General features: G+C 50.2%; 24 protein-coding genes. 13 read left to right on the top strand and 11 right to left on the bottom strand.

Going from position 1 to position 23,669, the window contains the following annotated elements:
- The first annotated feature begins 54 nt into the window (after positions 1-54).
- From msrA to F0L74_RS08765, 3 genes are all read left to right on the top strand, one after another.
- Entirely contained in the window at positions 55-546 is a 492-nt protein-coding gene (gene msrA / locus F0L74_RS08775; protein WP_149837489.1) for a peptide-methionine (S)-S-oxide reductase MsrA, read from the top strand.
- A gap of 146 nt (positions 547-692) precedes the next feature.
- Positions 693-1,157: a peptide-methionine (R)-S-oxide reductase MsrB gene (msrB, locus tag F0L74_RS08770; RefSeq protein ID WP_149837488.1), complete on the top strand. Its 465-nt coding sequence runs from the start codon at positions 693-695 to the stop codon at positions 1,155-1,157.
- Between the two features lie 74 nt (positions 1,158-1,231).
- Positions 1,232-1,552: a DUF6122 family protein gene (locus F0L74_RS08765; protein ID WP_149837487.1), complete on the top strand. Its 321-nt coding sequence runs from the start codon at positions 1,232-1,234 to the stop codon at positions 1,550-1,552.
- A gap of 1 nt (position 1,553) precedes the next feature.
- Here the strand turns inward: F0L74_RS08765 and F0L74_RS08760 are convergent, their stop codons facing one another.
- Positions 1,554-2,087: a flavodoxin domain-containing protein gene (locus F0L74_RS08760; RefSeq protein ID WP_149837486.1), complete on the bottom strand. Its 534-nt coding sequence runs from the start codon at positions 2,085-2,087 to the stop codon at positions 1,554-1,556.
- Between the two features lie 224 nt (positions 2,088-2,311).
- On the opposite strand from F0L74_RS08760, the gene F0L74_RS08755 reads away from it, so the two are divergent.
- Positions 2,312-2,425 carry a MerR family DNA-binding transcriptional regulator gene (locus F0L74_RS08755; protein ID WP_149837485.1) on the top strand — a complete coding sequence of 38 codons (114 nt, stop codon included), beginning with the start codon at positions 2,312-2,314 and terminating at the stop codon, positions 2,423-2,425.
- A gap of 58 nt (positions 2,426-2,483) precedes the next feature.
- On the opposite strand, the gene F0L74_RS08750 is transcribed toward F0L74_RS08755, so the two are convergent.
- The 6 genes from F0L74_RS08750 to F0L74_RS08725 form a co-directional block, all read right to left on the bottom strand.
- Positions 2,484-3,707: a peroxiredoxin family protein gene (locus F0L74_RS08750; RefSeq protein ID WP_149837484.1), complete on the bottom strand. Its 1,224-nt coding sequence runs from the start codon at positions 3,705-3,707 to the stop codon at positions 2,484-2,486.
- A 45-nt stretch (positions 3,708-3,752) separates the two neighbouring features.
- On the bottom strand, positions 3,753-5,378 hold the full coding sequence (locus F0L74_RS08745) for a protein-disulfide reductase DsbD family protein (protein ID WP_149837483.1): 1,626 nt from the start codon (positions 5,376-5,378) through the stop codon (positions 3,753-3,755).
- 44 nt (positions 5,379-5,422) lie between these two features.
- Complete coding sequence (locus F0L74_RS08740; RefSeq protein ID WP_149837482.1) at positions 5,423-6,205, bottom strand: DUF1223 domain-containing protein; 783 nt, start codon at positions 6,203-6,205, stop codon at positions 5,423-5,425.
- An 18-nt stretch (positions 6,206-6,223) separates the two neighbouring features.
- On the bottom strand, positions 6,224-6,670 hold the full coding sequence (locus F0L74_RS08735; RefSeq protein WP_149837481.1) for a protein-disulfide reductase DsbD N-terminal domain-containing protein: 447 nt from the start codon (positions 6,668-6,670) through the stop codon (positions 6,224-6,226).
- Between the two features lie 66 nt (positions 6,671-6,736).
- Positions 6,737-7,588, bottom strand: a complete 852-nt coding sequence (locus tag F0L74_RS08730; protein WP_149837480.1) for a DUF2911 domain-containing protein — start codon at positions 7,586-7,588, stop codon at positions 6,737-6,739.
- A gap of 13 nt (positions 7,589-7,601) precedes the next feature.
- The gene (locus tag F0L74_RS08725; protein WP_149837479.1) at positions 7,602-8,033 is read right to left on the bottom strand and encodes an organic hydroperoxide resistance protein; all 432 of its coding nucleotides are present in this window, start codon (positions 8,031-8,033) and stop codon (positions 7,602-7,604) included.
- 355 nt (positions 8,034-8,388) lie between these two features.
- On the opposite strand from F0L74_RS08725, the gene F0L74_RS08720 reads away from it, so the two are divergent.
- Positions 8,389-9,408: a sensor histidine kinase gene (locus tag F0L74_RS08720; RefSeq protein ID WP_188315921.1), complete on the top strand. Its 1,020-nt coding sequence runs from the start codon at positions 8,389-8,391 to the stop codon at positions 9,406-9,408.
- Positions 9,389-10,147: a LytR/AlgR family response regulator transcription factor gene (locus tag F0L74_RS08715; protein WP_149837477.1), complete on the top strand. Its 759-nt coding sequence runs from the start codon at positions 9,389-9,391 to the stop codon at positions 10,145-10,147. The genes F0L74_RS08720 and F0L74_RS08715 overlap by 20 nt, the downstream gene beginning before the upstream one ends.
- Positions 10,148-10,150: 3 nt before the next feature.
- Here F0L74_RS08715 and F0L74_RS08710 read toward each other — a convergent pair whose 3' ends face one another.
- The gene (locus F0L74_RS08710) at positions 10,151-10,921 is read right to left on the bottom strand and encodes a DUF4272 domain-containing protein (protein ID WP_149837476.1); all 771 of its coding nucleotides are present in this window, start codon (positions 10,919-10,921) and stop codon (positions 10,151-10,153) included.
- 233 nt (positions 10,922-11,154) lie between these two features.
- On the opposite strand from F0L74_RS08710, the gene F0L74_RS08705 reads away from it, so the two are divergent.
- The 6 genes from F0L74_RS08705 (at position 11,155) to F0L74_RS08680 (ending at position 20,955) form a co-directional block, all read left to right on the top strand.
- Positions 11,155-11,754: an RNA polymerase sigma factor gene (locus F0L74_RS08705; protein ID WP_149837475.1), complete on the top strand. Its 600-nt coding sequence runs from the start codon at positions 11,155-11,157 to the stop codon at positions 11,752-11,754.
- A 120-nt stretch (positions 11,755-11,874) separates the two neighbouring features.
- A complete protein-coding gene (locus F0L74_RS08700) occupies positions 11,875-13,002 on the top strand; it encodes a FecR family protein (RefSeq protein ID WP_188315920.1) in 1,128 nt (375 codons plus the stop codon).
- An 86-nt stretch (positions 13,003-13,088) separates the two neighbouring features.
- Positions 13,089-16,541: a TonB-dependent receptor gene (locus F0L74_RS08695; RefSeq protein WP_246197663.1), complete on the top strand. Its 3,453-nt coding sequence runs from the start codon at positions 13,089-13,091 to the stop codon at positions 16,539-16,541.
- 12 nt (positions 16,542-16,553) lie between these two features.
- On the top strand, positions 16,554-18,050 hold the full coding sequence (locus F0L74_RS08690; protein WP_149837473.1) for a RagB/SusD family nutrient uptake outer membrane protein: 1,497 nt from the start codon (positions 16,554-16,556) through the stop codon (positions 18,048-18,050).
- A gap of 7 nt (positions 18,051-18,057) precedes the next feature.
- A complete protein-coding gene (locus F0L74_RS08685; protein ID WP_213086928.1) occupies positions 18,058-18,888 on the top strand; it encodes an endonuclease/exonuclease/phosphatase family protein in 831 nt (276 codons plus the stop codon).
- 9 nt (positions 18,889-18,897) lie between these two features.
- A complete protein-coding gene (locus tag F0L74_RS08680) occupies positions 18,898-20,955 on the top strand; it encodes a BACON domain-containing protein (protein ID WP_149837472.1) in 2,058 nt (685 codons plus the stop codon).
- Positions 20,956-21,029: 74 nt separating this feature from the next.
- Here the strand turns inward: F0L74_RS08680 and F0L74_RS08675 are convergent, their stop codons facing one another.
- The 3 genes from F0L74_RS08675 to F0L74_RS08670 form a co-directional block, all read right to left on the bottom strand.
- Positions 21,030-21,491 carry a DUF6036 family nucleotidyltransferase gene (locus F0L74_RS08675; RefSeq protein WP_149837471.1) on the bottom strand — a complete coding sequence of 154 codons (462 nt, stop codon included), beginning with the start codon at positions 21,489-21,491 and terminating at the stop codon, positions 21,030-21,032.
- Positions 21,491-21,661: a hypothetical protein gene (locus F0L74_RS33230; RefSeq protein ID WP_188315919.1), complete on the bottom strand. Its 171-nt coding sequence runs from the start codon at positions 21,659-21,661 to the stop codon at positions 21,491-21,493. The genes F0L74_RS08675 and F0L74_RS33230 overlap by 1 nt, the downstream gene beginning before the upstream one ends.
- A 104-nt stretch (positions 21,662-21,765) precedes the next feature.
- On the bottom strand, positions 21,766-22,344 hold the full coding sequence (locus F0L74_RS08670) for an RNA polymerase sigma factor (RefSeq protein ID WP_149837470.1): 579 nt from the start codon (positions 22,342-22,344) through the stop codon (positions 21,766-21,768).
- Positions 22,345-22,440: 96 nt separating this feature from the next.
- Between F0L74_RS08670 and F0L74_RS08665 the strand changes: the two genes are divergently transcribed.
- Positions 22,441-23,580, top strand: a complete 1,140-nt coding sequence (locus F0L74_RS08665) for a FecR family protein (protein WP_149837469.1) — start codon at positions 22,441-22,443, stop codon at positions 23,578-23,580.
- The last annotated feature ends 89 nt before the right edge of the window (positions 23,581-23,669 follow it).

The following is a 23,669-nucleotide window of genomic DNA, read 5'->3' as shown; positions in this document are numbered from 1 at the left end:
CTATCCGGTATACAACGAATGGTTATCTTTGCAGTCTAAAAACGGGAGAAATATATGAGTATTGAAAAAGCTATCTTGGCCGGAGGTTGTTTCTGGGGCGTGGAAGAGCTGATCCGTGACCTGCCCGGCGTTACCGCCACCAGGGTGGGGTATACCGGTGGCGATGTGCCCAATGCCACCTACCGGAATCATGGTACGCATGCAGAAGGTATTGCCGTAACATTTGAAACGGATAAACTATCATACCGCACGCTGCTGGAATTCTTCTTCCAGATTCATGACCCTACCACCCGCAACAGGCAGGGTAATGATATAGGGATGTCTTACCGCTCCGCCATTTTTTACCTGAGCGATGAACAAAAGGACACCGCTAATGCGTTGATCGCGGAAATGACAGCGTCTAAAAAATGGCCGGGCCCAATTGTAACAGAGGTAAAACCGGCCGGTGACTTTTGGGATGCCGAAGAGGAGCACCAGGATTACCTGCGCAAACATCCAAATGGGTATACCTGTCACTTCATACGGCCTGACTGGAAACTGAGCTAAGCCACCCTGGCCAGTAACGATAAAAGCCCCTGTATACCAATGGCATACAGGGGCTTTGGTTTGCCGGAGGGCGCGTTTTGTCAGGATTGCACAAAAAGCGCGACTATACAGGTGAATAAATTCTAAAACCGCTAAAAAAAACAACAATGCTTAACTGGAATGATGTGTTGAATTTTGCCGGTAAGGGAAACCCCACACCGGACCGCAGGGTAGAAAAAACAGATGCGGAATGGAAAGCTTTGTTAACGCCGGAGCAATTCCGGGTAGCCCGCAAAAAGGGTACGGAAGCTAAATTCAGCGGAGAGCACTGCAGCCGCTATGAACCGGGCAAATACAGCTGTATCTGCTGCGATACCGAGCTTTTTGATTCAAGCATAAAATTTGATTCCCGTACCGGCTGGCCCAGTTTTACACAGCCTGTAAAGGAGAATGCCATCAAATACGAAAAAGATGAGTCTTATGGAATGGTGAGGGTAGAGGTGATGTGTAATACCTGCGACGCCCACCTGGGCCATGTATTCCCGGACGGTCCCCCGCCCAGCGGCCTGCGCTACTGTATTAATTCCGTATCCCTCAATTATGTGGAACCGGTAGCAGGCGCTCAACAGTAAAACATACAACCGGAATGTATTACATTTGATGCCAATAAGAAAAGGCCGCGTTTGCGGCCTTTTTATTTACGGTTATGCAACAGTTTATTCATTATTTCCTTCATTTCATATTCCCGGTCTTCATCGCCTGGTTTTTTTACCGGAAAACCTGGCTAAAAGCCTACCTCATCATGCTGGCCACCATGCTGGTGGATGCGGATCATCTGCTGGCCAGGCCTATCTACGATCCCTGCCGCTGCAGTATAGGCTTTCACCCGCTCCATAGCCCGGTGGCCATTGCGGTATATTGCCTGTTGCTGTTTTTTCCAAGAACAAGGCTTATTGCCATTGGGCTGCTGCTACACATGGCGACAGATGGGATAGACTGTTTGTTTATTCTGAAACATTGTTTGTAGATTATTTCGCCCTGTACAGCGGATGGGGCGGTAATTGCGCGCCTTTTACCGCATTGAGCAGGGGTACGATATATTCCCTTTTTACCCCGTTGTAGTCCTCCAGGGTGATCTTATTGCCGTTCCGCTGCGTTAACCAGGCGCCCACCCGGAGTACCAGCCGGTCCACCGGTGATAGCTGCCTCACTGTTAATTTACCGGGCACAAAATAGTACTGGCATTTATCCCGGAGCTCCGCCGGCATATTGGTTTGATAATAGGCCAGCAGTTTGTTTTTTTCGTGCAGGGGCGTGCCGGTTACGACGAACAGGAACAGTTTTTTGCCCGCCAGCAGCTGGCGGTGTTTCCGGAGCCAGCCACGCAGCTGGAACTTGCCCAGGTAAACACTGGTGCCGATGATAATATAGGAGCAGAGGGCCAGCTGTTCCTGGTATTCATATCCCGCTTCTACCGCATAAAAATCCAGGGCGCTACTGAGCCAGTCTGCGTATTGCCGGGTAGCCCCATATTTCCCTTTGTAAATAATTATACCTTTCATTGCATCATCAGTTTACAAACGGGCGCCATGGATAGTGAGGGGGCAAAGGTATGGGCTGGCATAGTGGAGGGAAATGATGAAGTTCATGCGGGTGGCTGATCGTGGTCAGGATAGCCGCTCGCCGGAGCCTTTGCCAACTTTTTTTCAAAAAAACAGGCCTTCCCTCTTGACTCTCCCCTTAGGTCATACCCTATATCTGCCCTCATAAGGTATAAATCCAAACGATGGACAACTATTCTGTTAAAAAGCTGGCCAGACTGGCACGGGTAAGCGTGCGCACCTTACACCTGTATGATAAGATGGGCCTGCTGAAGCCTTCCGCCCGTAACAGTAACTAAATTAAAAAGCCCTGATGCAACCGCATCAGGGCTATCCTTAATCTATTTACGCAGTCTCCTACTGCTCCTCCAGCAACTCATCCACCGTTTTCTCAAACTTCGCCTTAAACCGCTGGTGATACTCCCCCGCGCCCGGGCCATAAAATGTCGTCTCCACCTCTCTTACCACGCCATTTTTGTCCAATATCACAGAAGTAGGGAATACCTTGATCTCCGTTAACTGCGGCAGCGTTTTTTCCGTACGCTGCGGATCACCTACCGCCACGCCGGTATTCAGCATGGGATACTGCACATTAAACCGGGTCTGGAATTTCCGGAGGCTATTATGGGAGCGTATACTATCGGTGCTCTGCTCATAGGCCAGGGCAATGATCTCTACGCCCCGCTGTTTATTTTTCGCATAATACTCGCTTAAAAACGCCGTTTCATCCATACAATTCGGGCACCAGGAGCCCATCAGCTGCAGTATCACCACTTTGCCCTTATACCGTTCGCTTTGCAGGGATACCGGATGGCCATCCAGGTCGCGGAAGTTGAAATCCACCTTGCCATCACTGCCTTCCTTTACTTTAGTAACAGCAGCCGTAAGGGTCACACTGTCCGTTTTTACGGCGGTCCACCGTTCAGTAGCCGCTGTGCCGGCGTAATAAACGCCATTCAGGCTATCCGGATGCAGCCGGGCGGCCAGCAGAATGGCATGTGCGCCATCAAAAGTGGAGAGGAACAGGGAGTCATTGGTAATAATACCATTCAGGTAGCGGTAGTCTGCCGCCGGCGTTAGCACAGAGCCGGAAACAGCGGCGCCCTGCTGCGCAAACTGGCCAATGGCCTGCCGCTTGGTTTGGTTGGCCCGGGTAAAGGTAAAGCGCCATTTACCCTGTATGGCAGCCGGCTTACTCGCAGCGGCAGCCCTAAAGCGGGCCTGTCCTGCCACAGCGGTAAACGGTAACAGCACATCGCCATTGGGCCCGCCGCTGATCCATACGCCGCTGATGCTATCCCGGGAAATGATCCTGGCTTTAAAATCAGATTCAAATACAGGCAGGCTGAAAATAAGGGAGTCCTGCCGCAGGCTGGCTTTGCCCGCATTAACCCTTTCCTTTCCGTTTACAATAAACACGGTGTATTGTTGCTGTTGTTGTTGGATGTCTAATTCAAAAGGAATGTGATGCCCGTCTGCGCGGTGCAGTACGGCGCGCCATTTACCCGGCTGCAGGCCCTGTGCGCTAAGCTGCAGGAAAAATACCAGGCACAAAGCTAAAAGTCCATATTGTTTATTCATGATACCGTTCACTGTTTTATAGATGAAAATAGGAAGAAATATTGTTTAAAGCGGCTGGAATGCTTGCAAACCGGATGCCAGATAACGATAATAGCTGCCCGGATCATAGTCCGTTCCCTGAGGGGGTACCAGCGGTACTTGCGTGGCAGGGTTCAGCAACACATAAAAAGGCTGGGCATTGGCTTTAAAGCGGGTAGCTTGTATATCACTGTTCAATGCGCCAATGGTGGTGATCTTCCGGTGACTAAAGCTGCTTATATATTGTTCCGCCGCCGGCAGGGCGGTTTTATCATCCACATACAATTGGATCAGCACATAATCATCCCGGAGCAGGGGCAATACTTTCGCATCTGGCCAAACACTGGCTTCCATCTTCCGGCAGTTTACACAGGCATGCCCGGTAAAATCGATCAGCACCGGTTTATGTACTTTGCGGGCATAGGCCAGCCCTTCCTGGTAATCGAAAAATGGATCTAAGTGCAGCGGGCGGTCAAACAGCTTTTCATACTTACGCGGCTGCGTTTCAGCTACCTGCGCCGTGCTGCTGCCGGATGATAACAAAGGCGTATACAGGTCAAAATCCTGACCGGATTGCGGGGGTAAAAAAGCAGCAATAGATTTTAACGGCGCGCCCCACAAACCGGGTATCATGTATATGGTAAAGGAGAACACGACAATGGAAAGAAAAAGCCGGGGTACGGTAACATGCGTTACCGGGCTGTCATGCCCAAACTGCAGTTTGCCCAGCAGGTAAAATCCCGCCAATGCGGCGATCACGATCCACAGCACCAGGAAAACCTCCCGGTCCAGGAAATGCCAGCGGTAAGTAAGGTCCACATTACTCAGGAACTTCAGGGCCAGCCCCAGCTCCAGGAAACCCAGGCACACCTTCACGCTATTTAACCAGCCGCCGGATTTAGGAAGACTTTTAAGCCAGGAAGGGAACAGCGCAAAAAGTACAAACGGCAGTGATAATGCCAGCGAAAATCCCAGCATGCCTATTGCGGGGCCCAGGCGTGCGCCAGAAGTGGCGGCCTGCACCAGCAGGGTGCCAATAATAGGCCCCGTACAGCTAAAGGACACCAGGGCCAGCACCGCCGCCATAAAAAAGATCCCCGCAAAGCCCTTACGCCCGGTATTCTCTTCCGCTTTATTCAGCCATTTATTGGGCAGGCTTATTTCGAATGCGCCAAAAAAGGAGGCCGCAAATACCACCAGCAGCACAAAGAAGATAAAGTTAAAGATACCGTTGGTGGAAAGGGCGTTCAGCGCATCCGACCCAAACGAGATAGTGATCAGCATACCCAGGCCCACATAGATCAGGATAATGGAAAGGCCATATACCATGGCGTCCAGTATGCCCTTTTTCCGGTCTTTATGCCGTTTGGTAAAGAAGCCTACCGTCAGCGGCAGCATGGGAAATATACAGGGTAATAACAGCGCTGCAAAACCGCCCAGGAAACCGCCCAAGAAGGTGGCCCAAAGGCTCAGCGGTGGCGCGGTCGACACGGTAGCCTCATTTTCCGCTGGTTCAATGGTCAGGGTATCTGCTACCGGTGTAAAACTTAACCCTTCGCTGCTCACCGTGTCCGGCGTCTGGGTAATGGCTGCAAATGAAGGCCCTGCTAGTAAGCAAAGCAGCAGCAATAGGAGAGGTATGTACGTTTTCATTGTTCCTGTTTTATATAATACATCGATCCTGTGGGTACATCCGCTTATTCGAGCACAGCCCTGGCTGCTGCGGTAATATGCCCATCCCGTTTATCCTGTACAAAACCTACGAGCTCAAAGCTGTTTTTATCGAAATCATTGGGTAGGTCCAGGGTGATGGCTTTTTTACTGTTGATGTCCACTTCGCGCAGCTGGCGTACGACCTGTACATGGGTAAGCTGCCTGCCGGTATTTTCGCCGCCCTTTACATTGCTGTGCGCAGAGCGCTGTACCAGTGCAAGTACCAGTTCCGTCTTTTTATCGGCGCCTGCGCCATCGTAGGTCACAGCCAGCTCGTTACCGCTAATGCGGCCGTTCAGGGTCAATGTATTGTTGCTTTGCTGGCTAAGGCCGGCGGATATGGCTTTTAATACCTCGCCCTGGGAAGAGCCTATATACTCCGCGGAACCGTTCACTACGATCTGGGGGGTGTAGGCGGTAGACAAACGCAGCCAGTTCACATACTGCAGCTGCCTTTCTGTATAGGCATGATCGCTGAAACGGTCTTTCCAGCCCTGGTGATCCCAGTAGTCCACATGGAAGGCCAGTAAATAAAGCTCCTTGTTTTTATTATCGCGCTGTATGCTTTCCAGCAGCTCATCAGCCGGCGGACAGCTGGAGCAACCTTCGGAGGTGAAAAGCTCCACTACGGCAAAACCTTTATTATCTTTCATGGTTTGTATCTGTTTGATGGCTTTCTTTTCATAATGCATGTTCAGAAATGCGGTGGTAACCGCAGATACGCCTAATAAGGCGATGGTGATTATAAATACGCTAAAGGATCTCATGTCTTTGGGTTTTGATGATTAGTTAATGGGGATGGAGAATTCTTTGGTGGCCGGGGGTAAACATTGCAGGTTACTGCATATCATGTACGCAACAGCGCCCTTTACCGTGGCTTTGCCGCCGGTTAATTGTATGTTTTGCTGGAAGATAACGGAGTGCTCGTAATAGTTTACATCCGTATCAAAAGCTTTTTCATATTTAGTGAGCGGGGCAGGGGCTGTTACCTGGCCCTTTAGCTGAAAGCTGGCGGCAGGTGTAAAAGTAAAGCTGGTCTTTACCGGCCCTGCGCCTTTCATTTCCTGCGCATAAATATGCCAGCCATCCTGCAGCGTAGCCTTTATAAAAACCGTAGCGGTGGTAGCAGAGGTCTTTTTGGCGGCATAACTCCAGGTAACCGGCTGCAATATCTGGCTGCTGGCCGTGAAGTGTAAAAGCAGCGCCCCAATAAATGCAAATATCGATTTCATAATATCTTTTTTAAGTTTGAGCGGATGAACATACCAGGGCGCAGCCCCGGTATGTTATTATAGCTATCAGTCTTTTGCCAGTGCCAGCGCTTCCTGGTTCAGCATTACATATTCTCCTGACTTGTTCTCTTTTGCCACCTGGATCCCTTTTTCCGCTGCGGCCCGGGCGCCGGCTTTATCGCCTTTGCGCAGGCGCAGGCGGGATTCAAACAGCTCAAAGGCGGCGTTCTTCGGGAAATCCTTTTGCGCCCTGGCTGCCCAGCCTAAAGCTTTATCACTGTCCTTTTTATGCAGCACAAAATATTGGATCGAATTAAAGTAGATAAGGTTGGATATATCTTTTCCTTCCATCAGCTGTTCAATATTGGCCGTGATCCTGGCGTCGTCATTGGCTTGCACATGTACGGCGGCAGTAGTATGATCCCAGGAAAGACTCAGGTCAACTGTTTCGGTACTGCTGTTGGCGAATTGTATGGTAAAGGATTCCTGTCTGGCGGCAGCCTGCGCTGTTTTTACCTTAAACCGCAACACATCAGCCCCCTGATCATATTTATAAGCGCCCCATTGTCCGGTAGCTTTATTTAGGATAATGGTCCAGGCGTCTTTTTCCGGTATGCTGAACAAGGCATATTCGCCTGCAGCTATGTTGTGGCCCTCAATGATCACATCTTCAGAAAAGCTGATACTGGTGGCCGTATTGGCGCCGGTTCTCCAAACCTGCCCATAGGGTACCAGCCCGCCGAATATTTTACGGCCTTTTACATTGGGCCGGGAGTAGGAGACGGTTATTTTACCCAATCCCAGTTCCTGGATAACGGTTTGCGTGGCGCTGCTGTTGGGCAGCCCGGGCACTTGTGCCTTTGTTTGATAACTGATGCCTGCCAGCAGCATGGCGGCGAGGAGGAGGTGTTTTTTCATGATGCGGTGATGCTTAGATCAGGTTAATAGATACATTAATATTGCCCCTGGTGGCTTTGGAATAAGGACAGGTCTGGTGGGCGGCGTCTACCAGTGCCTGTGCGGTTGCCTGGTCAAGACCGGGCAGGCTTACATTTAAACGGGCCTGCAGGAAATAACCATTGCCGGCGGTACCCAGGTCTACTTCTGCATCTACGGCTGCATCCGCAGGGAAGGTTATTTTCATAGCGCCGGCTGCAATGCCCATTGCGCCAATAAAACAGGCGGACCAGCCAGCGGCAAACAATTGTTCCGGGTTAGTGCCGGGGCGTTTGGCGCCGGGGGTGGATAACTTAATATCAAGCTGTCCGTCGGTGCTTACAGATGCGCCTTCGCGGCCGCCGGTGGTATGGGTTTTACCCGTGTACAATACTTTTTCGATGGTGGTGATGTTGTTCGTTTCCATGATGTTTTTTTTGTTTTTTTAATTTGATGACCCAAAACTACCCCGGTGCAGGTCCATGGCAAAGCAACAAGTACCGCAGGTGGACGAAGTAAATCCCGAACCGGCCATTTCTGCGCCCGAAAATTCAAGGCCATACCCCCCATTTTTTCACGGCAGAAACTGTCCGTTTCACCCCCTTATCCGTCTGTCCTGGGGTAATAATTGATGGCGCCCTGTTATGGAGTAAGTAGTTTCGATGTAAGGCCGGTAAAAGATCTGGCGCCGCCACAGGAGCGTATCTTTTTGATAAACAGGCCGGAATTAGCCTTATTTTTGACGCAAGGGTAGCTGTAATCCCTTAAGGACAGTATATATTATGATCAGGAAAACATTTAAAGTATCTCCCGCAATTATCTGGTTAAGCTCCCTCTTCCTGGGGGTGATCGCCTCTGTGCCCAAGATCGCAGAGCAGCATTTTAACCTGAAGGAGACACTGCTTAATTCAGGCCTTACCTTCCTTTTTTCTTTATTTGTATGGTATTATAATATCTATACCCTGCCGCGGTTCAATGCACAGGAAGGGCGGAAGGAGTTTTCTATATTCCGCCTGCTGCGTAGCCTGGCAATAGGAACCATAGTGATGTATATACTGGCTTACGGCCAGCAGCTGCTGCTGTCATACCTGGAGTTTGGCCCGGTAATGCTGATGGTGGAGGTGCGCGGTATCTTGATCAACCTCATGTTCTTTATGTTCCTGCATCTGTTATATCAAAGCTATCATAACGAGCAGGTGGCGGTAGAGCTGGAACGTATGAAAACGGATAACCTGGGCGCCCAATATGAGCTGCTGAAAAACCAGATCAACCCGCATTTTCTCTTCAACAGCCTGAATACGCTGAAATCCATGGCGGAAACCGGTGATAAACAAACGGTGGACTTTATCCTGAAACTATCAGACTTTTACCGGTACACGCTGGAAAGCCGTAAATCAGACCTGATACATCTCTCAGATGAAATAGAGATCATAGAGGCTTATATGTTCCTGCTAAAAGCGCGTTTTGAGGAAAGCATAGACCTCTCCAACGATATAGCAGAACAATACTACAATACCTGGGTGCCGCCGTTCACGCTGCAGCTGTTAATTGAAAACTGTGTTAAGCATAACGTGGTATCCCGCTCCAATCCGCTGCGTATCCGCTTATATGTCGAGAACAATTGTATTGTGATAGAGAACCCCATACAGTTAAAGAAAACGCCCGATACCTCTACCGGGGTAGGGCTGGAAAATATTAACCAGCGTTACTTACATTTGCTCGATCAGAAAGTAACAATAGATGCCAGTAACAATATCTTTAAAGTAAAATTGCCGCTGATACATGAAAATTATAATTATTGAGGACGAAATAAAAGCGGCCAGGTCGCTGACCGCCATGATCACAGCTATCAAACCGGAAGCGGTGATAGTGGCCCAGCCGGATAGTATAGAAAGCGCCGTGGCCTGGTTTTCGGCAAACCCGCAGCCTGACCTGATCTTTATGGATATCCAGCTGGCCGATGGTCTTTGTTTTGAGATCTTCAAAGCCGTAAAGATCACCAGCCCCGTAGTATTCTGTACCGCTTTTGATGAATATTCACTGGAGGCATTTAAAGCCAATGGAATAGACTATGTGTTAAAACCTTTCTCTAAGGAAGATATTGCCGCCGCTTTTAAGAAGGTGGACGAGTTTAAGAACTTCTTCCAGAAAGAGCAGCCAGACCTGAATAACTTATTGGCGAAGCTGTCGCCGGCCTCGGGCAAAAAGAGCTTCCTGGTCTATACCCAGAACAAATACATCTCCGTACCCACAGATACCATCGCTTTTTTTTATATCAAAAACGATGTGGTGATGATCCGTACTTTCGATCAGAAGGAGTATGCCATCAGCCAATCGCTGGACCAGGTGCATGCCATGTTACCGGAAGAGCAGTTTTTCCGCCTTAACCGGCAGTACCTTATCAATTTCACGGCTATTAAAGAAGTGGAGCATTATTATGCGCGCAAGCTGTTTGTGCGGTTGGTATTCCCTAATGTAGATAAGTTGTTGGTGACAAAAGAGAAAGCGCATACGTTTTTAACGTGGATGGAGAACAGGTAGGGATCACGTGTCAGTAGGCACCTCGTCCCAGCCCGCATTACCATAACGTATCAGCCAGTTTAAAGCCCGGTGCCGTTCCATCACTACTTCCTCATTCAGCTTACCGGGCGCCGCTTTATTGGCCAGCCTGGCTTCTACACAAGCCCAGTGCAGCCGCAATATCAGGTCTGCCTGGTCCAGTATCTCCTGCTTGCTGCGCAATTTTGCCTGCTCGCGGAATGGCATATCCGAGGTATTGAACATGATCTTAGTGTCCAGGTCCACATCACAGGTGTGGCTGGGATAGTCCAGCGAATCTATATAACCAAGTGCCCAAAGCAGCACATGCAGGCTCTCATAGCCCCAGTCCGCATTGGCGGTTTGCTGAGGAGTAGGCGCAGGCGCAAATATGAATTCCTTTTCCTGTTGTGTTAATTTGTTTACGGCATCAAACTTTTGGTTCATCTCGTCCATAAACTGCGGCTCCAGGTTGCCGCTTTTCATACCGGCATAAAACAAACCTATGGCCCGGTCCGCGATCTCGTCTTTTGTGCGGATGGTCACGCTGCTCTCCGCGTCCGTGAACATTGAGTTGGGATTGATATAAACAGGCACTTCATGTACGGTACAATAAGCCTCTGACCGCATCCGCCTGTCCTGCTGGTCTTTAGTGGCTACAATATGCTCCGCCGGTACGCTAAGGTAAACCGGCTTTTTGGCGGGCGGGTTATTACCGCACGATAACAGCAAAACCGTAACAGGAAGGAAGAATATACGCGCAAAAGGATGTCCCATGTGCTAAAAATACAATATTTGCCTCCACTATGCATGAATGTTATTTAATTATTAATTTAGACCGCCCTTACAGCATGGATCCACGTAATGATAGGCTGGCGTAATAGCAATAACAGAAAGGGTTTAGAGCCTGCGGCTGATGAATGTTTCAATAAATGGGGATAGCGCGGGCGCACTGTAGCTGGTAGCGTTTCTTACCTGCGATACTATATTTGTAACCAAAATCCAATGTGATGTCTGTTCAGAAAGTAATGGACGAGCGTAGCCTGCTAAACGCCGTGGCGGCTGGGGACGAAAAGGCCTTTAGCGAAATTTTTCACTTATACAGGAACAAGGTCTACACCATTGCTTACCGTTTAACGGTCTCCGTGCCGGTGGCGGAAGAGATCCTGCTGGATGTATTCCTGCAGGTATGGATGAAACGGGAGGAGCTTACGGCGGTCATGCATTTCCGTGCCTGGCTGTTTACCATCACCCGCAACAGGGCGCTCAGCATGCTGCGGCAAATGGCTGCGCAGCATACTGCCACGCCTATACCGGATGATAACGATCTGCTGCTGCAGGCCACCGATCACCCGGCCGGCCGCCTGCAGGAAAAAGAATACCGGTTAATATTACAGCAAGCCATTTCCCGGCTCTCGCCACAACAGAAGAAAGTATATCACCTGATCAAGGAACAGGGTTTTAAACGGCAGGAAGCAGCCGCGGAGCTCAATCTGTCGCCGGAAACCGTTAAACGCCACCTGTCAGAGGCTATGCAGGTGATCCGTACCTATTGCCTTACCCGTTTAGGGGTAGCCGCTGCGCTGATGCTCCTGAAAGAGCTGTTATAAAAATTTTTTTCCCTCCAACTGACCCATCCGTTTTTTTTCTTCGTCTCTTATAGTAAACCAGCTAGTACTGGCTAAGCAATGCATCATATGTCTGAATTTGAAGTGTTATTCCGGAAATTTATGGAACGATCCTGTACCGAGCAGGAAAGGGAACGTTTATTTGCCATGATGGCAACCGGTGAACACGATGCAACCCTGCAACAGATGGCAGATGAGGTTGTAGCCGCTGTGGATGATCCTGCTGTGGAAATTGCAGTGCCGGCGCACCGGGCAGATGAAATACTGTCTGTACTGCTGCAAAGCGCCCCGCGCAAACAACGGCGCGGCAGGCTGGTGATGTTTGCCCGCTGGGCGGCGGCCATATTATTGCCTGTTGGCGCAGCCATATTGTATTTCTTACAACCGGTTTCCAAACCGGCAAATACCATACAGGCGGTAGCCTTACAGGATCTGCCACCGGCTACACATGGCGCGGTGCTTACGTTGGGAGATGGCAGCAAGCTTACGCTGGATAGCGCCCGGAAAGGGTTGCTGGCCAGTCAGGGCGGCGCCCGGGTCATGTTATCACAAGGCACGCTGGCATACGATGCGCAGAATGCCGGCACGGTCAGCTACAACACGCTTAGCACGCCAAGGGGCAGGCTGTTTCAGCTGGTACTGCCGGATGGAAGCGCGGTATGGTTAAATGCTGCCAGCTCCATTACGTTCCCTACCCGTTTTGCAGGTAACGAAAGGATCGTGACCCTTACGGGAGAGGCCTATTTTGACATCCGGCCGGATGCCGCCAAACCTTTCCGTGTAAAGCTGGCCAATAATACGACCGTACAGGTATTGGGCACTGCCTTTAATATCAATGCCTACGATAATGAAAGCGCTATTACGGCCACGCTGATCAGCGGCCGCGTACAGGTAAATGGTATCGGTAATAACAGCCGGGTACTGCAGCCCGGCTACCAGGCCAGCCTTTCCTATACGGCTGCGGGCATACAGGTGAGCCGCGCAGATACCAGCCAGGTACTGGCCTGGAAGAATGGCATATTTAATTTCGACAATGCAGATGTACAAACCGTCATGAAACAGCTGGAACGCTGGTATAATATCGAAGTGCAGTATGAGAACGGCGTGCCCGCCATCAGCTTTGGCGGAAAAATGGACAGGAACCTGAGCCTTAAAAATATTACCCGTATGCTGGAAATTTCAAAGGTCCACTGCAGGCTCGAAGGTAAAAAGCTGATCATCACAGAATAAAAGATTACCGGTCATCTAAACCGCGCACTGTTGTCTGCACAACAGCAGTCATTACTATGCGCTCAACTTAATAACTAAAACTGATCATGTTTACATTGCTACACGCTGTTGCCCGCAAAACCGCGGCACTATGTACAGGAACTGCCCGTGACACTGGTCAGGGACGCCGCTCAAAATTCATCAGGATCACCCTGGTGTTGATTATGCTGGCAGCTATGGATGCCAGCGCTATCGTACGCGCACAAACGGTATCCATCAGCGGCAAACAACTGTCTTTTAAAGAGATCTTTAGCCGGCTGGAAAAACAAACCGGTTATGTAGTGTTCTACAACGCCGCGCTGCTGGCCAAAACAACACCTATCGATGTATCCCTGCAGAACGTAACGCTGGAAGAATGCCTCAGGAGCATCATGGCCAACCAGCCCATTGATTACGAGATCAGCAGCCGCACCATCACCATCAAGGAAAGACCCATGCCCGTAAAACAGGAGGGTAACATAATAGCCGCCCCACAGGCGCCGCCCATAAGAGGCACCGTAACAGACGAACAGGGCAACCCATTGCCGGGCGCCACTGTTTCCGTAGCCGGTACCGGCCGTGGCGTGCAAACCAATGAGAAAGGCGCGTTTACCATTGAAGCAGACAGTAAGGATGTACTGGTGGTATCTTATGTAGGGTACGACCGTAAGTCCATTGTGCTGGATGGCATCGCTGCGCCACTACGGATAAAGCTGAGCATTTCCAAAAAGAATATGAACGAAGTGGTGGTGATCGGTTATGGCAGCGTAAAGAAAACTGATCTCACCGGCGCGGTGTCTACGGTTAAAGTAGCTGACCTGCAGAATATACCCGTTACCCGGGTGGATCAGATGTTGCAGGGCCGTATTGCCGGCGCAGAGATCGTATCTACCGATGGGGAGCCCGGTTCAGCCACATCCATACGTATACGCGGCACCCGCTCCATTTCAGCCAGCAATGAGCCGCTGTATATTGTAGATGGTTTGATGGATGCCATCCAGAGCCTGAACGAGATCAACCCTTCAGATGTCGCTACTATCAACGTGCTCAAAGATGCATCTTCCACCGCTATTTACGGCTCCCGCGGCAGTAACGGCGTGATCATCATCACCACCAAATCCGGTACGGATAAACAAGGCAAGACCAACTTTACTTTCCATACAGACCTGGGCTATTCTGAGCTGCCCCGTTTCCTGGATATTATGAATGCCACAGAGTTTGCACAGCTGCAGAACGACCGGTTCTATTTGAGTAATGTGGCCAACCAAACCAAACCGCTGGAGGAATACCCTTTCCCAGATCCGCTGATCATGGGCGAAGGCACCAACTGGACAAAAGAGATCACCCGCAAAGCGCCTTACCAGAACTATATGTTATCTGCCAGCGGCGGCGATAAGGCTACCCAGTACTATTTCTCCGCCAACTATAACAATAACCAGGGCATTGTGCTGAACAGCGGTTTAAAACGCTACCAGGTGCGCCTGAACCTGGACCGTACCATCAGCCGTTTTGTAAAGGCCGGGGTGCGCTTCAATTATTCCGTGGTAGACCGGGCGCTGAATAATGCGGATATTGGCACCAATACCCTCTGGTACCGCTCCACGCTGTTCCTGGCGCCTACCATTGCCGCCTATAAACCAGACGGCTCGTTTAACGACTTCAACACGCAATGGTACACCGGCACCTTGTTTGACTCGCCCCTGGCCAACGTAAAGCTCAAAAAGAATGACCGCCAGGAAAAGAACCTGAGCTCTATGTTATACCTGGAGATAAAACCTTTGCGCAACGTAACACTGCGCTCTACGGTGTCTTTTGCGGATTATACCCGCGCGGATGATCAGTTCCTGCCTTCTACCTTTCCTACCCGTATCAAGGCTAATTCCGGGGCTTATGCCTATAAAAGAACGTATGAGGAGAACAACATCCTGAACGAGAACACCATCAGCTATAAGAATACCTTTGGCGGCAAACATAATATAGATGTACTGTATGGCTTCACCCTGCAGAAAAAGAACTTTGTAAGCCTTAACGCCAGCGGTAACGGCTATTTTGTGGATGATGTGGAGACCAATGACCTGTCTGCCCTGCCTTCAAAAGAAACAGTGACGCTGGGCTCTTCCCTGGAGAACCTGGCGCGTATGTCCAACCTGGGGCGTTTAAATTATAATTACGATAACAAGTATTATTTCACAGCCACCATGCGCGCAGACGGCGCTTCCAATTTCTCAAAGGATAATAAATGGGCTTATTTCCCCTCCGCCGCTTTCCGCTGGAATGTGATGAATGAACGCTTTATGAAAGGCCTGCGCGGCGTGGATGAATTTGCCATCCGTTTGAGCGCGGGTACCTCCGGTAACGACGCTATTGCCCGCTACCAGTCACTGGCCCGCCTGGCCTCTACTACCGGCGGTTACCTGTTTGGCGGTACCCAGCCGGTGGCATATTACCCTTCCCGCATTGGCAACGAAGGTCTTACCTGGGAAAAAACAGCTACCTACAACGCCGGCCTGGACCTGTCGCTCTTTAACAAACGCCTGAGCATTACCGTGGATGCGTACAAAAGCACTACCTCAGACCTGTTGCTGACAGTACAGCTGCCTACACAGGTAGGCTACGATTCCCGCCTGGCGAACGTGGGCAAAACTTCCAACAAAGGCATTGAGCTCACCATTGAGCATGAGAATATCCGCACCCGCAATTTTGGCTGGTCTACTACCTTCACCATTGCGCATAACAAACAAATGGTGGAGGATATAGGCGGCCTGGACCGCATATCCGTTTACAACAACAACCAGGGGGCCCAGTACATGATGTATGGTTATGAAAAAGGCCGGCCGCTCAATGCCCTGTGGGGCATGCAGTACGCCGGTACCTGGAAGAACCAGGCGGAGATAGACCAGGGCAAGATCGATAAGAACTATGTATCTGTTTCACCGGCCTATTATTCCCCGGGCCGTCAGCGCTACATAGACCAGAACCACGATGGCGTGCTGGATAATAACGACCTGGTGTACCTGGGCAATGCAGACCCGGATGTATACGGCGGCCTGCAGAACTCTTTCCGGTACAAACGCCTGTTCCTCTCCGTTTACTTTAACTACTCGCTGGGTGGTAGCATCTATAACCCGGTAGAGCTGTTCATGGGCACGGGTACCTATCTCAGTAACCAGTTCCGTTATATGGTCAATGCCTGGCATCCTGTCCGCAATCCTAACTCAGATATTCCGCGGGCAGATTCTAAGGATGATATTCCCAATGACCGCTTCGTGCATAGCGCTACTTTCCTGCGCTTTAAGAACGTGTCTATCGGGTATTCATTCGACCTGTCGCGTATCACCGCGCAACGCCTGCAATCCCTCTCGCTCTCGCTGAGCGGTAATAACCTGTTCCTCTGGAAATACTATAACGGCTACGATCCGGAAGTATCCACCCAAAGCGATGGATCCACCATCCGCCGTATGGACAACGGGGCTTATCCCAATAGCAGAACGTACACATTTGGTGCTGAATTAAAATTCTAAGAAAAATATTTTATGAAAGGAACGATCATCCAAATATTGCTGGCAGCCATGGTATGCATGAGCAGCTGCAGCAAATTCCTGGAAGAGGATACCGCCGGCTTTGTGGCCCCGGAATCCTTCTATAAATCAGAAAGCCAGTGTATAGCCGCGTTGAACGGCTGTTACCTGCAGCTGAACAACATCTTTAACCATGAGCTGCTGATCTCGCAGGAAGCGGTCACAGACCTGGCTTTCCTCAACTCCACGCAGATAGACGCGCGCCTGGAGATCTCCCCCGCTAACCCGGGCATGGGGGATAATGTGTGGACCGCCTGTTATACCGGTATCATGTATTGTAATGCCGCCATCAGCGGCATACAGCAGGCAACCATCGCAGAAGACCATAAGCCCGCATTAATAGGGGAGGCCATTACCCTGCGCGCCCTGTATTATTATGTGCTCACCAGCACGTTTAACGATGTGCCTTATTACACCCAGGACATCAACAGCCTTAATGCGCTGGAAACCGTAGCCAAACTGGGCCGTATGAGCGCTGCCGCTACGCGCGATTCGATGATAGCGCAGCTGCAGGAATATGCGCCCAAACTGCCCCAGGCCCGTACCTCAGATGTATTGCAGAACAGGGTAGCCGCCCCCATGGCATATATGCTGATCGGCAAGCTGGCCCTCTGGAATAAAAAGTACGATGTATGTGCCGCCGCCATGCAGGAGATCCGTAAAGTGTATGGCCAATTGGCGCAGTACCCGTTAAACGATACCTGGTTCCGGAACAAGAATACGCCGGAATCTATTTTTGAAGTACAGTATATCTGGTCTGCCAACGGTATAAAGAAAACCTGTCAGACCGCCTGTTTCTGTACGCCCACCAAAACAGCGGGCTCTAACATCTATGATGGCGTGCCTATCCCGGAGCTCGGGGCTGACGCTAACCCGTACGGCTCTATTACGCCTACGGCCTATTTCCTGTCGCTGTATGATCTTACAGACCCGCGCCGCGAGATCATCCTGTCCACCCAGTATAACGGGCAGCTATTCAAACGCCCTATGCAGAATAACGGTACCGGCAAGCCCTGGATGGGGCCCAAATTCTGGTGCCCCGGTATGAACAATATTGCAGATGGCAATAACCAGAAAGTATTCCGTTATGCGGATGCGTTGCTGATGCTGGCAGAAGCCGCCAACGAAACCGGCGAAACAGACCTGGCCATGCAATGCATCAACGAAGTAAAAAGAAGGGCCAGCCCTGATTTTGAGCTGAAAGCCTATCCCGGTAAAACGGAATTCCTGGCAGAAGTGAAGAAAGAAAAAGGCCGCGAGCTGATGGGCGAATACGGCCGTAAATGGGACCTGGTGCGCTGGGGCGATTGGTACCGCGTGGTAAGCGAAACGGCCGCCACGGAATACGATGTAATAAAGAACAACCTGCGGCCCTACAATGAATATTATCCCATACCGGATAAGGAAGTAGTGCGCTCCGGCGGCATATTAACCAATGAAGCCTATAAATAACGGTGCTATGAGATCTATACTATTAATAGGATGGTTGATGCTGGCCGGCATTACGGCCATGGCGCAATCTGCCATGAAAGTGCTTAGCTATAACATACTGGAAGGCATGAAAACAGATACCACGGCTGGCAAACAGCTGTTTGTAGCCTGGGTAAAGGATAAAAACCCGGATGTGGTAGCCCTGCAGGAGTGCAACGGCTTTACACAGAAAACGCTGGAAGAACTGGCCGCTTCCTGGGGCCACAGCTACGCCGTGATCGTAAAAGAAAGCGGTTACCCGGTGGGTATTACCTCCCGCTACCCGATAGTGGACATCCGCAAGGTGAACGAGAACATGACGCATGGTTTTATTACCGCCAGTATTAACGGCTACAATTTTTGTGTACTGCACCTGAATCCGCATAAATACTTAAAGCGCCGGAACGAGATAGCGCAGATCCTGCAAACCCTGGCCCTGCACGATCCTCACAGGAAATGGCTGATGATGGGCGACTTTAACTCCCTCTCACCCATAGACAGCGCCCGTGTATCCAAAAGCAATTTTGTACAACGGCAACAGGAGGCGGAACGGAAATTCACCTATGTGGCTAACCTGGTGAACGGACAAACGGTGGATTACGAAGTACAGCAACATATACGGGACGCCGGTTTTATGGATGCAGGATATACCTGGGACCAGCAACATGGTAAAAACAATATCCGCTCCAATACCCGCATCGACTACATCTACCTCAGCAAAGACCTGCTGAAGAAAATGCAGTACTGCAAATTCATCTACGACGATTTTACCGCAAAGTATTCCGATCACAAACCGGTTATACTGGAACTAAAAAACTAATTGAACAACATGTTACATTTTATAAATGCTAAATATACAGTGTGGCTGTTGGCAGCGGTAGGGCTGCTGGCGGCCTGCCGCAAAGAGATAGACCGTAAGTTCACCACAGACCTGGCTATTGACAGCAGGGTGGTAAAACTGCAGGCCAATGCGGACACTACCCGTATTATTGTATATGCGGAAAAGGACTGGCAACTGCAGCCTGCAGAAGAAACAGACTGGGTGAATGTGCAGGTCGCCTCCGGCCACGGTAAAGCCTATGCTGTAGTAGCGGTTACAGACAATAACGGGCAGCTGCCCCGCACCGCCACCCTGGTGGTAAAGGCAGATGGTAAAACCGATACCATCCGGCTGCAGCAGCTGGGCCTAACACCCACGCTGGCCATCAACGATGCTACCGCGCAAAGCATCCCCAATGGCGGTACATTTAAAACGCCCATTACCACCAACATTCCTTTAGCGAAAATGACGGTCAGCTACCGGTATGAGCCCGCAGACCAGGTAGACTGGGTGTCCCAGTTAAAGCTGGAAAATGGGTACCTCTATTTTAAGGTAGATAGCAATAAGTCCATCGTAGACAGAAGCGCTTTCCTGAAACTCAGTTACCTGGACGCCCTGGGCGCCACCACACAGGATTCCATCCAGATCAAACAGGGATTAGGGATCAGTTATAAAGACGCTGTGTTAAAAGACTTCTCTTATGTAAAACAGGTATTGGCGGCCGGCACAGTGCAGGAGAATATCTACATAGAAGGCACGGTGATCAGCGATAAAGGCCATCCCAATATGGCCAAAAACCTTAACAATCCCGCTAATAAACATACCCTGGATAAAACGGAGAACGCCATTGCCGTATACGTGCAAAGCGCGGATGGCAAAAGCGGCCTCTATTTTAAAACGCAAACGCCGGGTGAGAACATCTTCAACTTTAACGACCACGTGAAGATCTGGCTGAAGGGCACCACCCTTACCCGGTATATGAGCCCGGACCGCGCGATCGTATCCGGCGTAACCGTTACCCATATCATCCAGAAAGAAGCACAGGGCGGTGTATTACAACCCCGTGAAAAATATATGAGCGAGCTTACAGACGCTGATCTCTATACTTATGTAAAGCTGAAGGATGTAGAGATCTCCATCCCCTTTGGCGCTTTTACCAATATTAACGAAGGGTATACCGCCCGCATGGATTGTTATCCCACCAGCATACGCGACATACATGGCAACAGCATGTACATGCTTACTAACCTGGATGTGCCTTACCGCCGTGATGGCAATGCCGTGCCGCAGGGCAGCGGCGCCATCACGGGTATACTGGTAACCGAAACGCTGGAGCGTTATGGCGGCAATATTGGCAAATACGCCATACGCCCCATGCAGCGCGCAGATATTGCCCTGCAGCAGGACAGAAGCAACGGTTTCTCCAAAGTGCTGGTGGAATGGAGCCGTTATCGCAATGAATACGCCGCTACGCCCACTGCAACCGCCAACCCGCTAACGCCGGATCTGGGCCAGGGAAAGATCACAAAAAGCGGTACTGCGCCTTTTGATTTTACTGCCAACGGCCTGTATACCACCACGGATTATAACGGCCTTATACAGGAGCCCACCACGGTAAAAGGCGCGGTAGCCAACGGCGGCTGGGGCGCTAAGAACTGGTGGTCCACTGCGGATAACCGCGGGCAATACTGGGAAATAGCGCTGTCCACCGCCGGTATTACCCAGCCGGTATCCCTGCAGGTAGAAGGCAATGTAGATATTGGCGGGCCACGCAATTTTGTAGCGGAATGGTCGGATAGCAATGACGATGCGGCGGTGTGGAACACCGTAGCCAATTTCACCTTTGAAGATGTGGCTAACTACTCCAATACCCTGCTTACGCAGGTGGCGGGTTATAAAGCGCTGAATTTCCAGTTCCCGCAGGCGGCCAGTGGGCTGGCCAACCTGTATATCCGGTTACGGGCGGCGGATAATACGGCCGGTAGTACTACGTCTGATAGGGGAGCGGTGATAGATAATACCAAGTCTTGCCGGTTGGTGCACCTGTCTGTAAAGTGCAATAAATAGGGAATATTATAAAGCAAAAATGCTTGTAGCAATAAACCGCTGCAAGCATTTTGCTTTATATGATCAGGTATTTGTTAATCCCCTGATGTCAATTTCTCAATATCATCCAGATCTTTATGACGTCCGGCTGCTTTTTTGGCTTCAATCAGGTTATTTAAATGTAGGAACCGGATCATTAATCCATCTTCATTAAAGATTTGAGCTTTAGAAAAAGCATCGTCAAATTTTACCCCTTTAAGTTCGGTGATTATGTCAATGCTGACAGGTGGCCTGCCATAAGAAAATACATCCGTAGCTGCGGCATTCAGGAAATTTTGCTCAGTCATATCAAAAAGAGGAAGGCCAAATTGGGCAAAAGCGCGGGTGAGTTTAGCGTAATTTTCGCTGGTCCTTTTTACCCAAATATCCATGTCTCCGGTAACTCTTCTATATCCATGAAGAATAACGGCATATCCGCCAACCAAAATATAGTCAACATTTTGGTTGTTCATAGCCTGAATAAAATCCCTGAAATCGTCGTTAAAGATAGTCCCCATTAATTGCTCAGTTTCCGGCGGGAAAAGTAACTTCTGTCCAGTTTGGGCTCATCTTCCATAGAAAAGCCATAAGCCTGCGAAATAAGGTAATAGGCTTGACGTAAACGTTCTGGATAAGGGGTGTTCTTATCAAATACATTTGCAGCATCTGCCTCCTTGAAATTCGTCATTCTAAATGCAGTTCTGTCGAGTTTATAATCGGGCATGAGTACAATTTAGGATAAATATACAAATTAGGCGAAAGATAGCGTAACGTTTGGAGAAAATGACCGCATCATAATAACCGGCTGATCATCAGCGCCAGCATAAACGGCGGATAAGCTACCCGCAGCGCTTTCAGCGCCGTCGTGATCTGGTTCTCCACCGTACGTTTAGAGATATGTAGTTTGTCCGCTATCTCCTGGTTGCTCAGATGGTTCACCCGGCTTAACCAGAAGATCTCTTGGCACCTGCGCGGCAGGTCTTTCAACAACCCCGCCAGCTGAGATTCCAGCTGCTCATACCCCAGTTTATCCGGCGCAATATTATATACCTGTAACGCAGGCGTCTCCGGAAACTGCTCCAGGTATTCCACGCAGTTCACCTTGGCCGCTTTCAGGTATTTGTATACATGATAACGCGCCGTAGCCTGTATATAATGCCGGAAGTTTTGAATATTGCTCGATGCGCGCTTTTCCCAGAGGGATACAAATACATCGTGGGTGATCTCTTCTGCTGCCGCATCATCCTTTAAATAGTAGCGGGCGGTCTGGTATAATTTCTTCCAATAACGCTCATACAGCAGTGCAAAAGCATGACTGTCATCAGCGACAACGCCGCTCCATAATTCATGGTCGGTGGAATAACTATTCATAAAGTGGCGATATAAAATTAACAATCCTGGAATATTTTTCTAAAAAAAAGTTAAAAAATATGTGTGTGCGCCGCCCATTTAGGACACTATATAGGTATGACGCCAGAAGAATACATATCCCTGTTTGAAAAGTACCAGGATGGATTGTGTACACCGGAGGAGGAAGCGCTGGTCTTATCGCACCGCGACCGGTTCCGGTTGCTGGAGCAAGAGCTGCCAGAACTGCCGGAGATAGGAGCGGATGTGGGTAGCCGCATCTTTGACCGTATCACGCAAACCACCGCGCAGGCGAAAATACGCCGCTTTAACTGGTGGTGGGCGGCAGCGGCGGTACTGGGGTTATTGATAGGGCTGGGCGTTGTATTGCGTAAACCGCAGGCGGAAAAGCCGCTGGCTGCACAACAAAAAACTACTGCAACACCTGATAAACGGCCTATTAAACCGGGCGCCAATGTAGCCACCCTTACCCTGGCCAATGGGAAAGTGATCACACTGAATGATGCGCCGGAAGGCGTGCTGGCGCAAACAGATAATTCCGCTATTACCAACGGCAATGGCGGCCTGGCTTACGCAGCTAACGGGAATGGCAGGCCAGTAACTAACGCGTTGAATACCATGACGGTGCCGCGTGGCGGACAATATACCGTAACGCTGGCGGATGGCACCCGCGTATGGCTCAATAGCCAGTCATCCCTTACCTATCCGGAGGTGTTTACCGGGCCGGAGCGTAAGGTGAAACTGCAGGGCGAGGCCTATTTTGAGATCAGCCAGAACGTGCAGCAGCCCTTTACCGTGGAAGCAGAACATGCCACCGTGCACGTACTGGGCACCGCCTTTAATATAAGCGCTTATGCCGATGAGAGCACGATAAGGACCACCCTGGTAACAGGCTCCGTCCGCTTGTCAGGCGCCGATGCCAGCGCCATATTAACGCCGGGAGAACAGGGCGTTATCACACCCGGCCATCCGGGCATCCAGGAAAAACAGGTGAACATTGCCCGGGAAACAGCCTGGAAAGCCGGCTACTTTGTGTTCCGGAACAGTACCATACAGGATATTATGCGGCAGGTAAGCCGTTGGTATGATATAGAGATAGCATACAGTGGAACGCCGCCCACGGGGACATTTGGCGGCACCTACTCCAAGAATAAGGATATACAGGAATTATTAAAAGGGCTTGAACTTACAGGACTGGTACATTTTAAGATAGAAGGCCGTAAGCTGATCGTGTTATGAATCCACAGTGAACAAACTTGTCTGTGATACCAAAATTCACAAGGCCATAAACCACTCGTGTTATGAAACTACAGTCAATAAACATGTCT

It is taken from the genome of Chitinophaga agrisoli, assembly GCF_008386695.1.
In the GTDB taxonomy this organism is placed as follows: Bacteria; Bacteroidota; Bacteroidia; order Chitinophagales; family Chitinophagaceae; genus Chitinophaga; species Chitinophaga agrisoli.
The sequence above is the reverse complement of the archived record's forward strand: the minus strand, read 5'-3'. Positions and strand labels throughout refer to the sequence as shown.

What these genes read in the sequence shown, in the direction of transcription:
- F0L74_RS08715 (WP_149837477.1), top strand. Translation starts at nt 9,389, where the DNA reads ATGAAAATTATAATTATTGAGGACGAAATAAAAGCGGCCAGGTCGCTG.
- msrB (WP_149837488.1), top strand. Translation starts at nt 693, where the DNA reads ATGCTTAACTGGAATGATGTGTTGAATTTTGCCGGTAAGGGAAACCCC.
- F0L74_RS33230 (WP_188315919.1), bottom strand. Translation starts at nt 21,661, where the DNA reads ATGACGAATTTCAAGGAGGCAGATGCTGCAAATGTATTTGATAAGAAC.
- F0L74_RS08720 (WP_188315921.1), top strand. Translation starts at nt 8,389, where the DNA reads ATGATCAGGAAAACATTTAAAGTATCTCCCGCAATTATCTGGTTAAGC.
- F0L74_RS08730 (WP_149837480.1), bottom strand. Translation starts at nt 7,588, where the DNA reads ATGAAAAAACACCTCCTCCTCGCCGCCATGCTGCTGGCAGGCATCAGT.
- F0L74_RS08670 (WP_149837470.1), bottom strand. Translation starts at nt 22,344, where the DNA reads ATGAATAGTTATTCCACCGACCATGAATTATGGAGCGGCGTTGTCGCT.
- F0L74_RS08665 (WP_149837469.1), top strand. Translation starts at nt 22,441, where the DNA reads ATGACGCCAGAAGAATACATATCCCTGTTTGAAAAGTACCAGGATGGA.
- F0L74_RS08755 (WP_149837485.1), top strand. Translation starts at nt 2,312, where the DNA reads ATGGACAACTATTCTGTTAAAAAGCTGGCCAGACTGGCACGGGTAAGC.
- F0L74_RS08750 (WP_149837484.1), bottom strand. Translation starts at nt 3,707, where the DNA reads ATGAATAAACAATATGGACTTTTAGCTTTGTGCCTGGTATTTTTCCTG.
- F0L74_RS08675 (WP_149837471.1), bottom strand. Translation starts at nt 21,491, where the DNA reads ATGGGGACTATCTTTAACGACGATTTCAGGGATTTTATTCAGGCTATG.
- F0L74_RS08695 (WP_246197663.1), top strand. Translation starts at nt 13,089, where the DNA reads ATGTTTACATTGCTACACGCTGTTGCCCGCAAAACCGCGGCACTATGT.
- F0L74_RS08745 (WP_149837483.1), bottom strand. Translation starts at nt 5,378, where the DNA reads ATGAAAACGTACATACCTCTCCTATTGCTGCTGCTTTGCTTACTAGCA.
- F0L74_RS08700 (WP_188315920.1), top strand. Translation starts at nt 11,875, where the DNA reads ATGGAACGATCCTGTACCGAGCAGGAAAGGGAACGTTTATTTGCCATG.
- F0L74_RS08760 (WP_149837486.1), bottom strand. Translation starts at nt 2,087, where the DNA reads ATGAAAGGTATAATTATTTACAAAGGGAAATATGGGGCTACCCGGCAA.
- F0L74_RS08725 (WP_149837479.1), bottom strand. Translation starts at nt 8,033, where the DNA reads ATGGAAACGAACAACATCACCACCATCGAAAAAGTATTGTACACGGGT.
- msrA (WP_149837489.1), top strand. Translation starts at nt 55, where the DNA reads ATGAGTATTGAAAAAGCTATCTTGGCCGGAGGTTGTTTCTGGGGCGTG.
- F0L74_RS08680 (WP_149837472.1), top strand. Translation starts at nt 18,898, where the DNA reads ATGTTACATTTTATAAATGCTAAATATACAGTGTGGCTGTTGGCAGCG.
- F0L74_RS08690 (WP_149837473.1), top strand. Translation starts at nt 16,554, where the DNA reads ATGAAAGGAACGATCATCCAAATATTGCTGGCAGCCATGGTATGCATG.
- F0L74_RS08705 (WP_149837475.1), top strand. Translation starts at nt 11,155, where the DNA reads ATGTCTGTTCAGAAAGTAATGGACGAGCGTAGCCTGCTAAACGCCGTG.
- F0L74_RS08740 (WP_149837482.1), bottom strand. Translation starts at nt 6,205, where the DNA reads ATGAGATCCTTTAGCGTATTTATAATCACCATCGCCTTATTAGGCGTA.
- F0L74_RS08735 (WP_149837481.1), bottom strand. Translation starts at nt 6,670, where the DNA reads ATGAAATCGATATTTGCATTTATTGGGGCGCTGCTTTTACACTTCACG.
- F0L74_RS08765 (WP_149837487.1), top strand. Translation starts at nt 1,232, where the DNA reads ATGCAACAGTTTATTCATTATTTCCTTCATTTCATATTCCCGGTCTTC.
- F0L74_RS08685 (WP_213086928.1), top strand. Translation starts at nt 18,058, where the DNA reads ATGAGATCTATACTATTAATAGGATGGTTGATGCTGGCCGGCATTACG.
- F0L74_RS08710 (WP_149837476.1), bottom strand. Translation starts at nt 10,921, where the DNA reads ATGGGACATCCTTTTGCGCGTATATTCTTCCTTCCTGTTACGGTTTTG.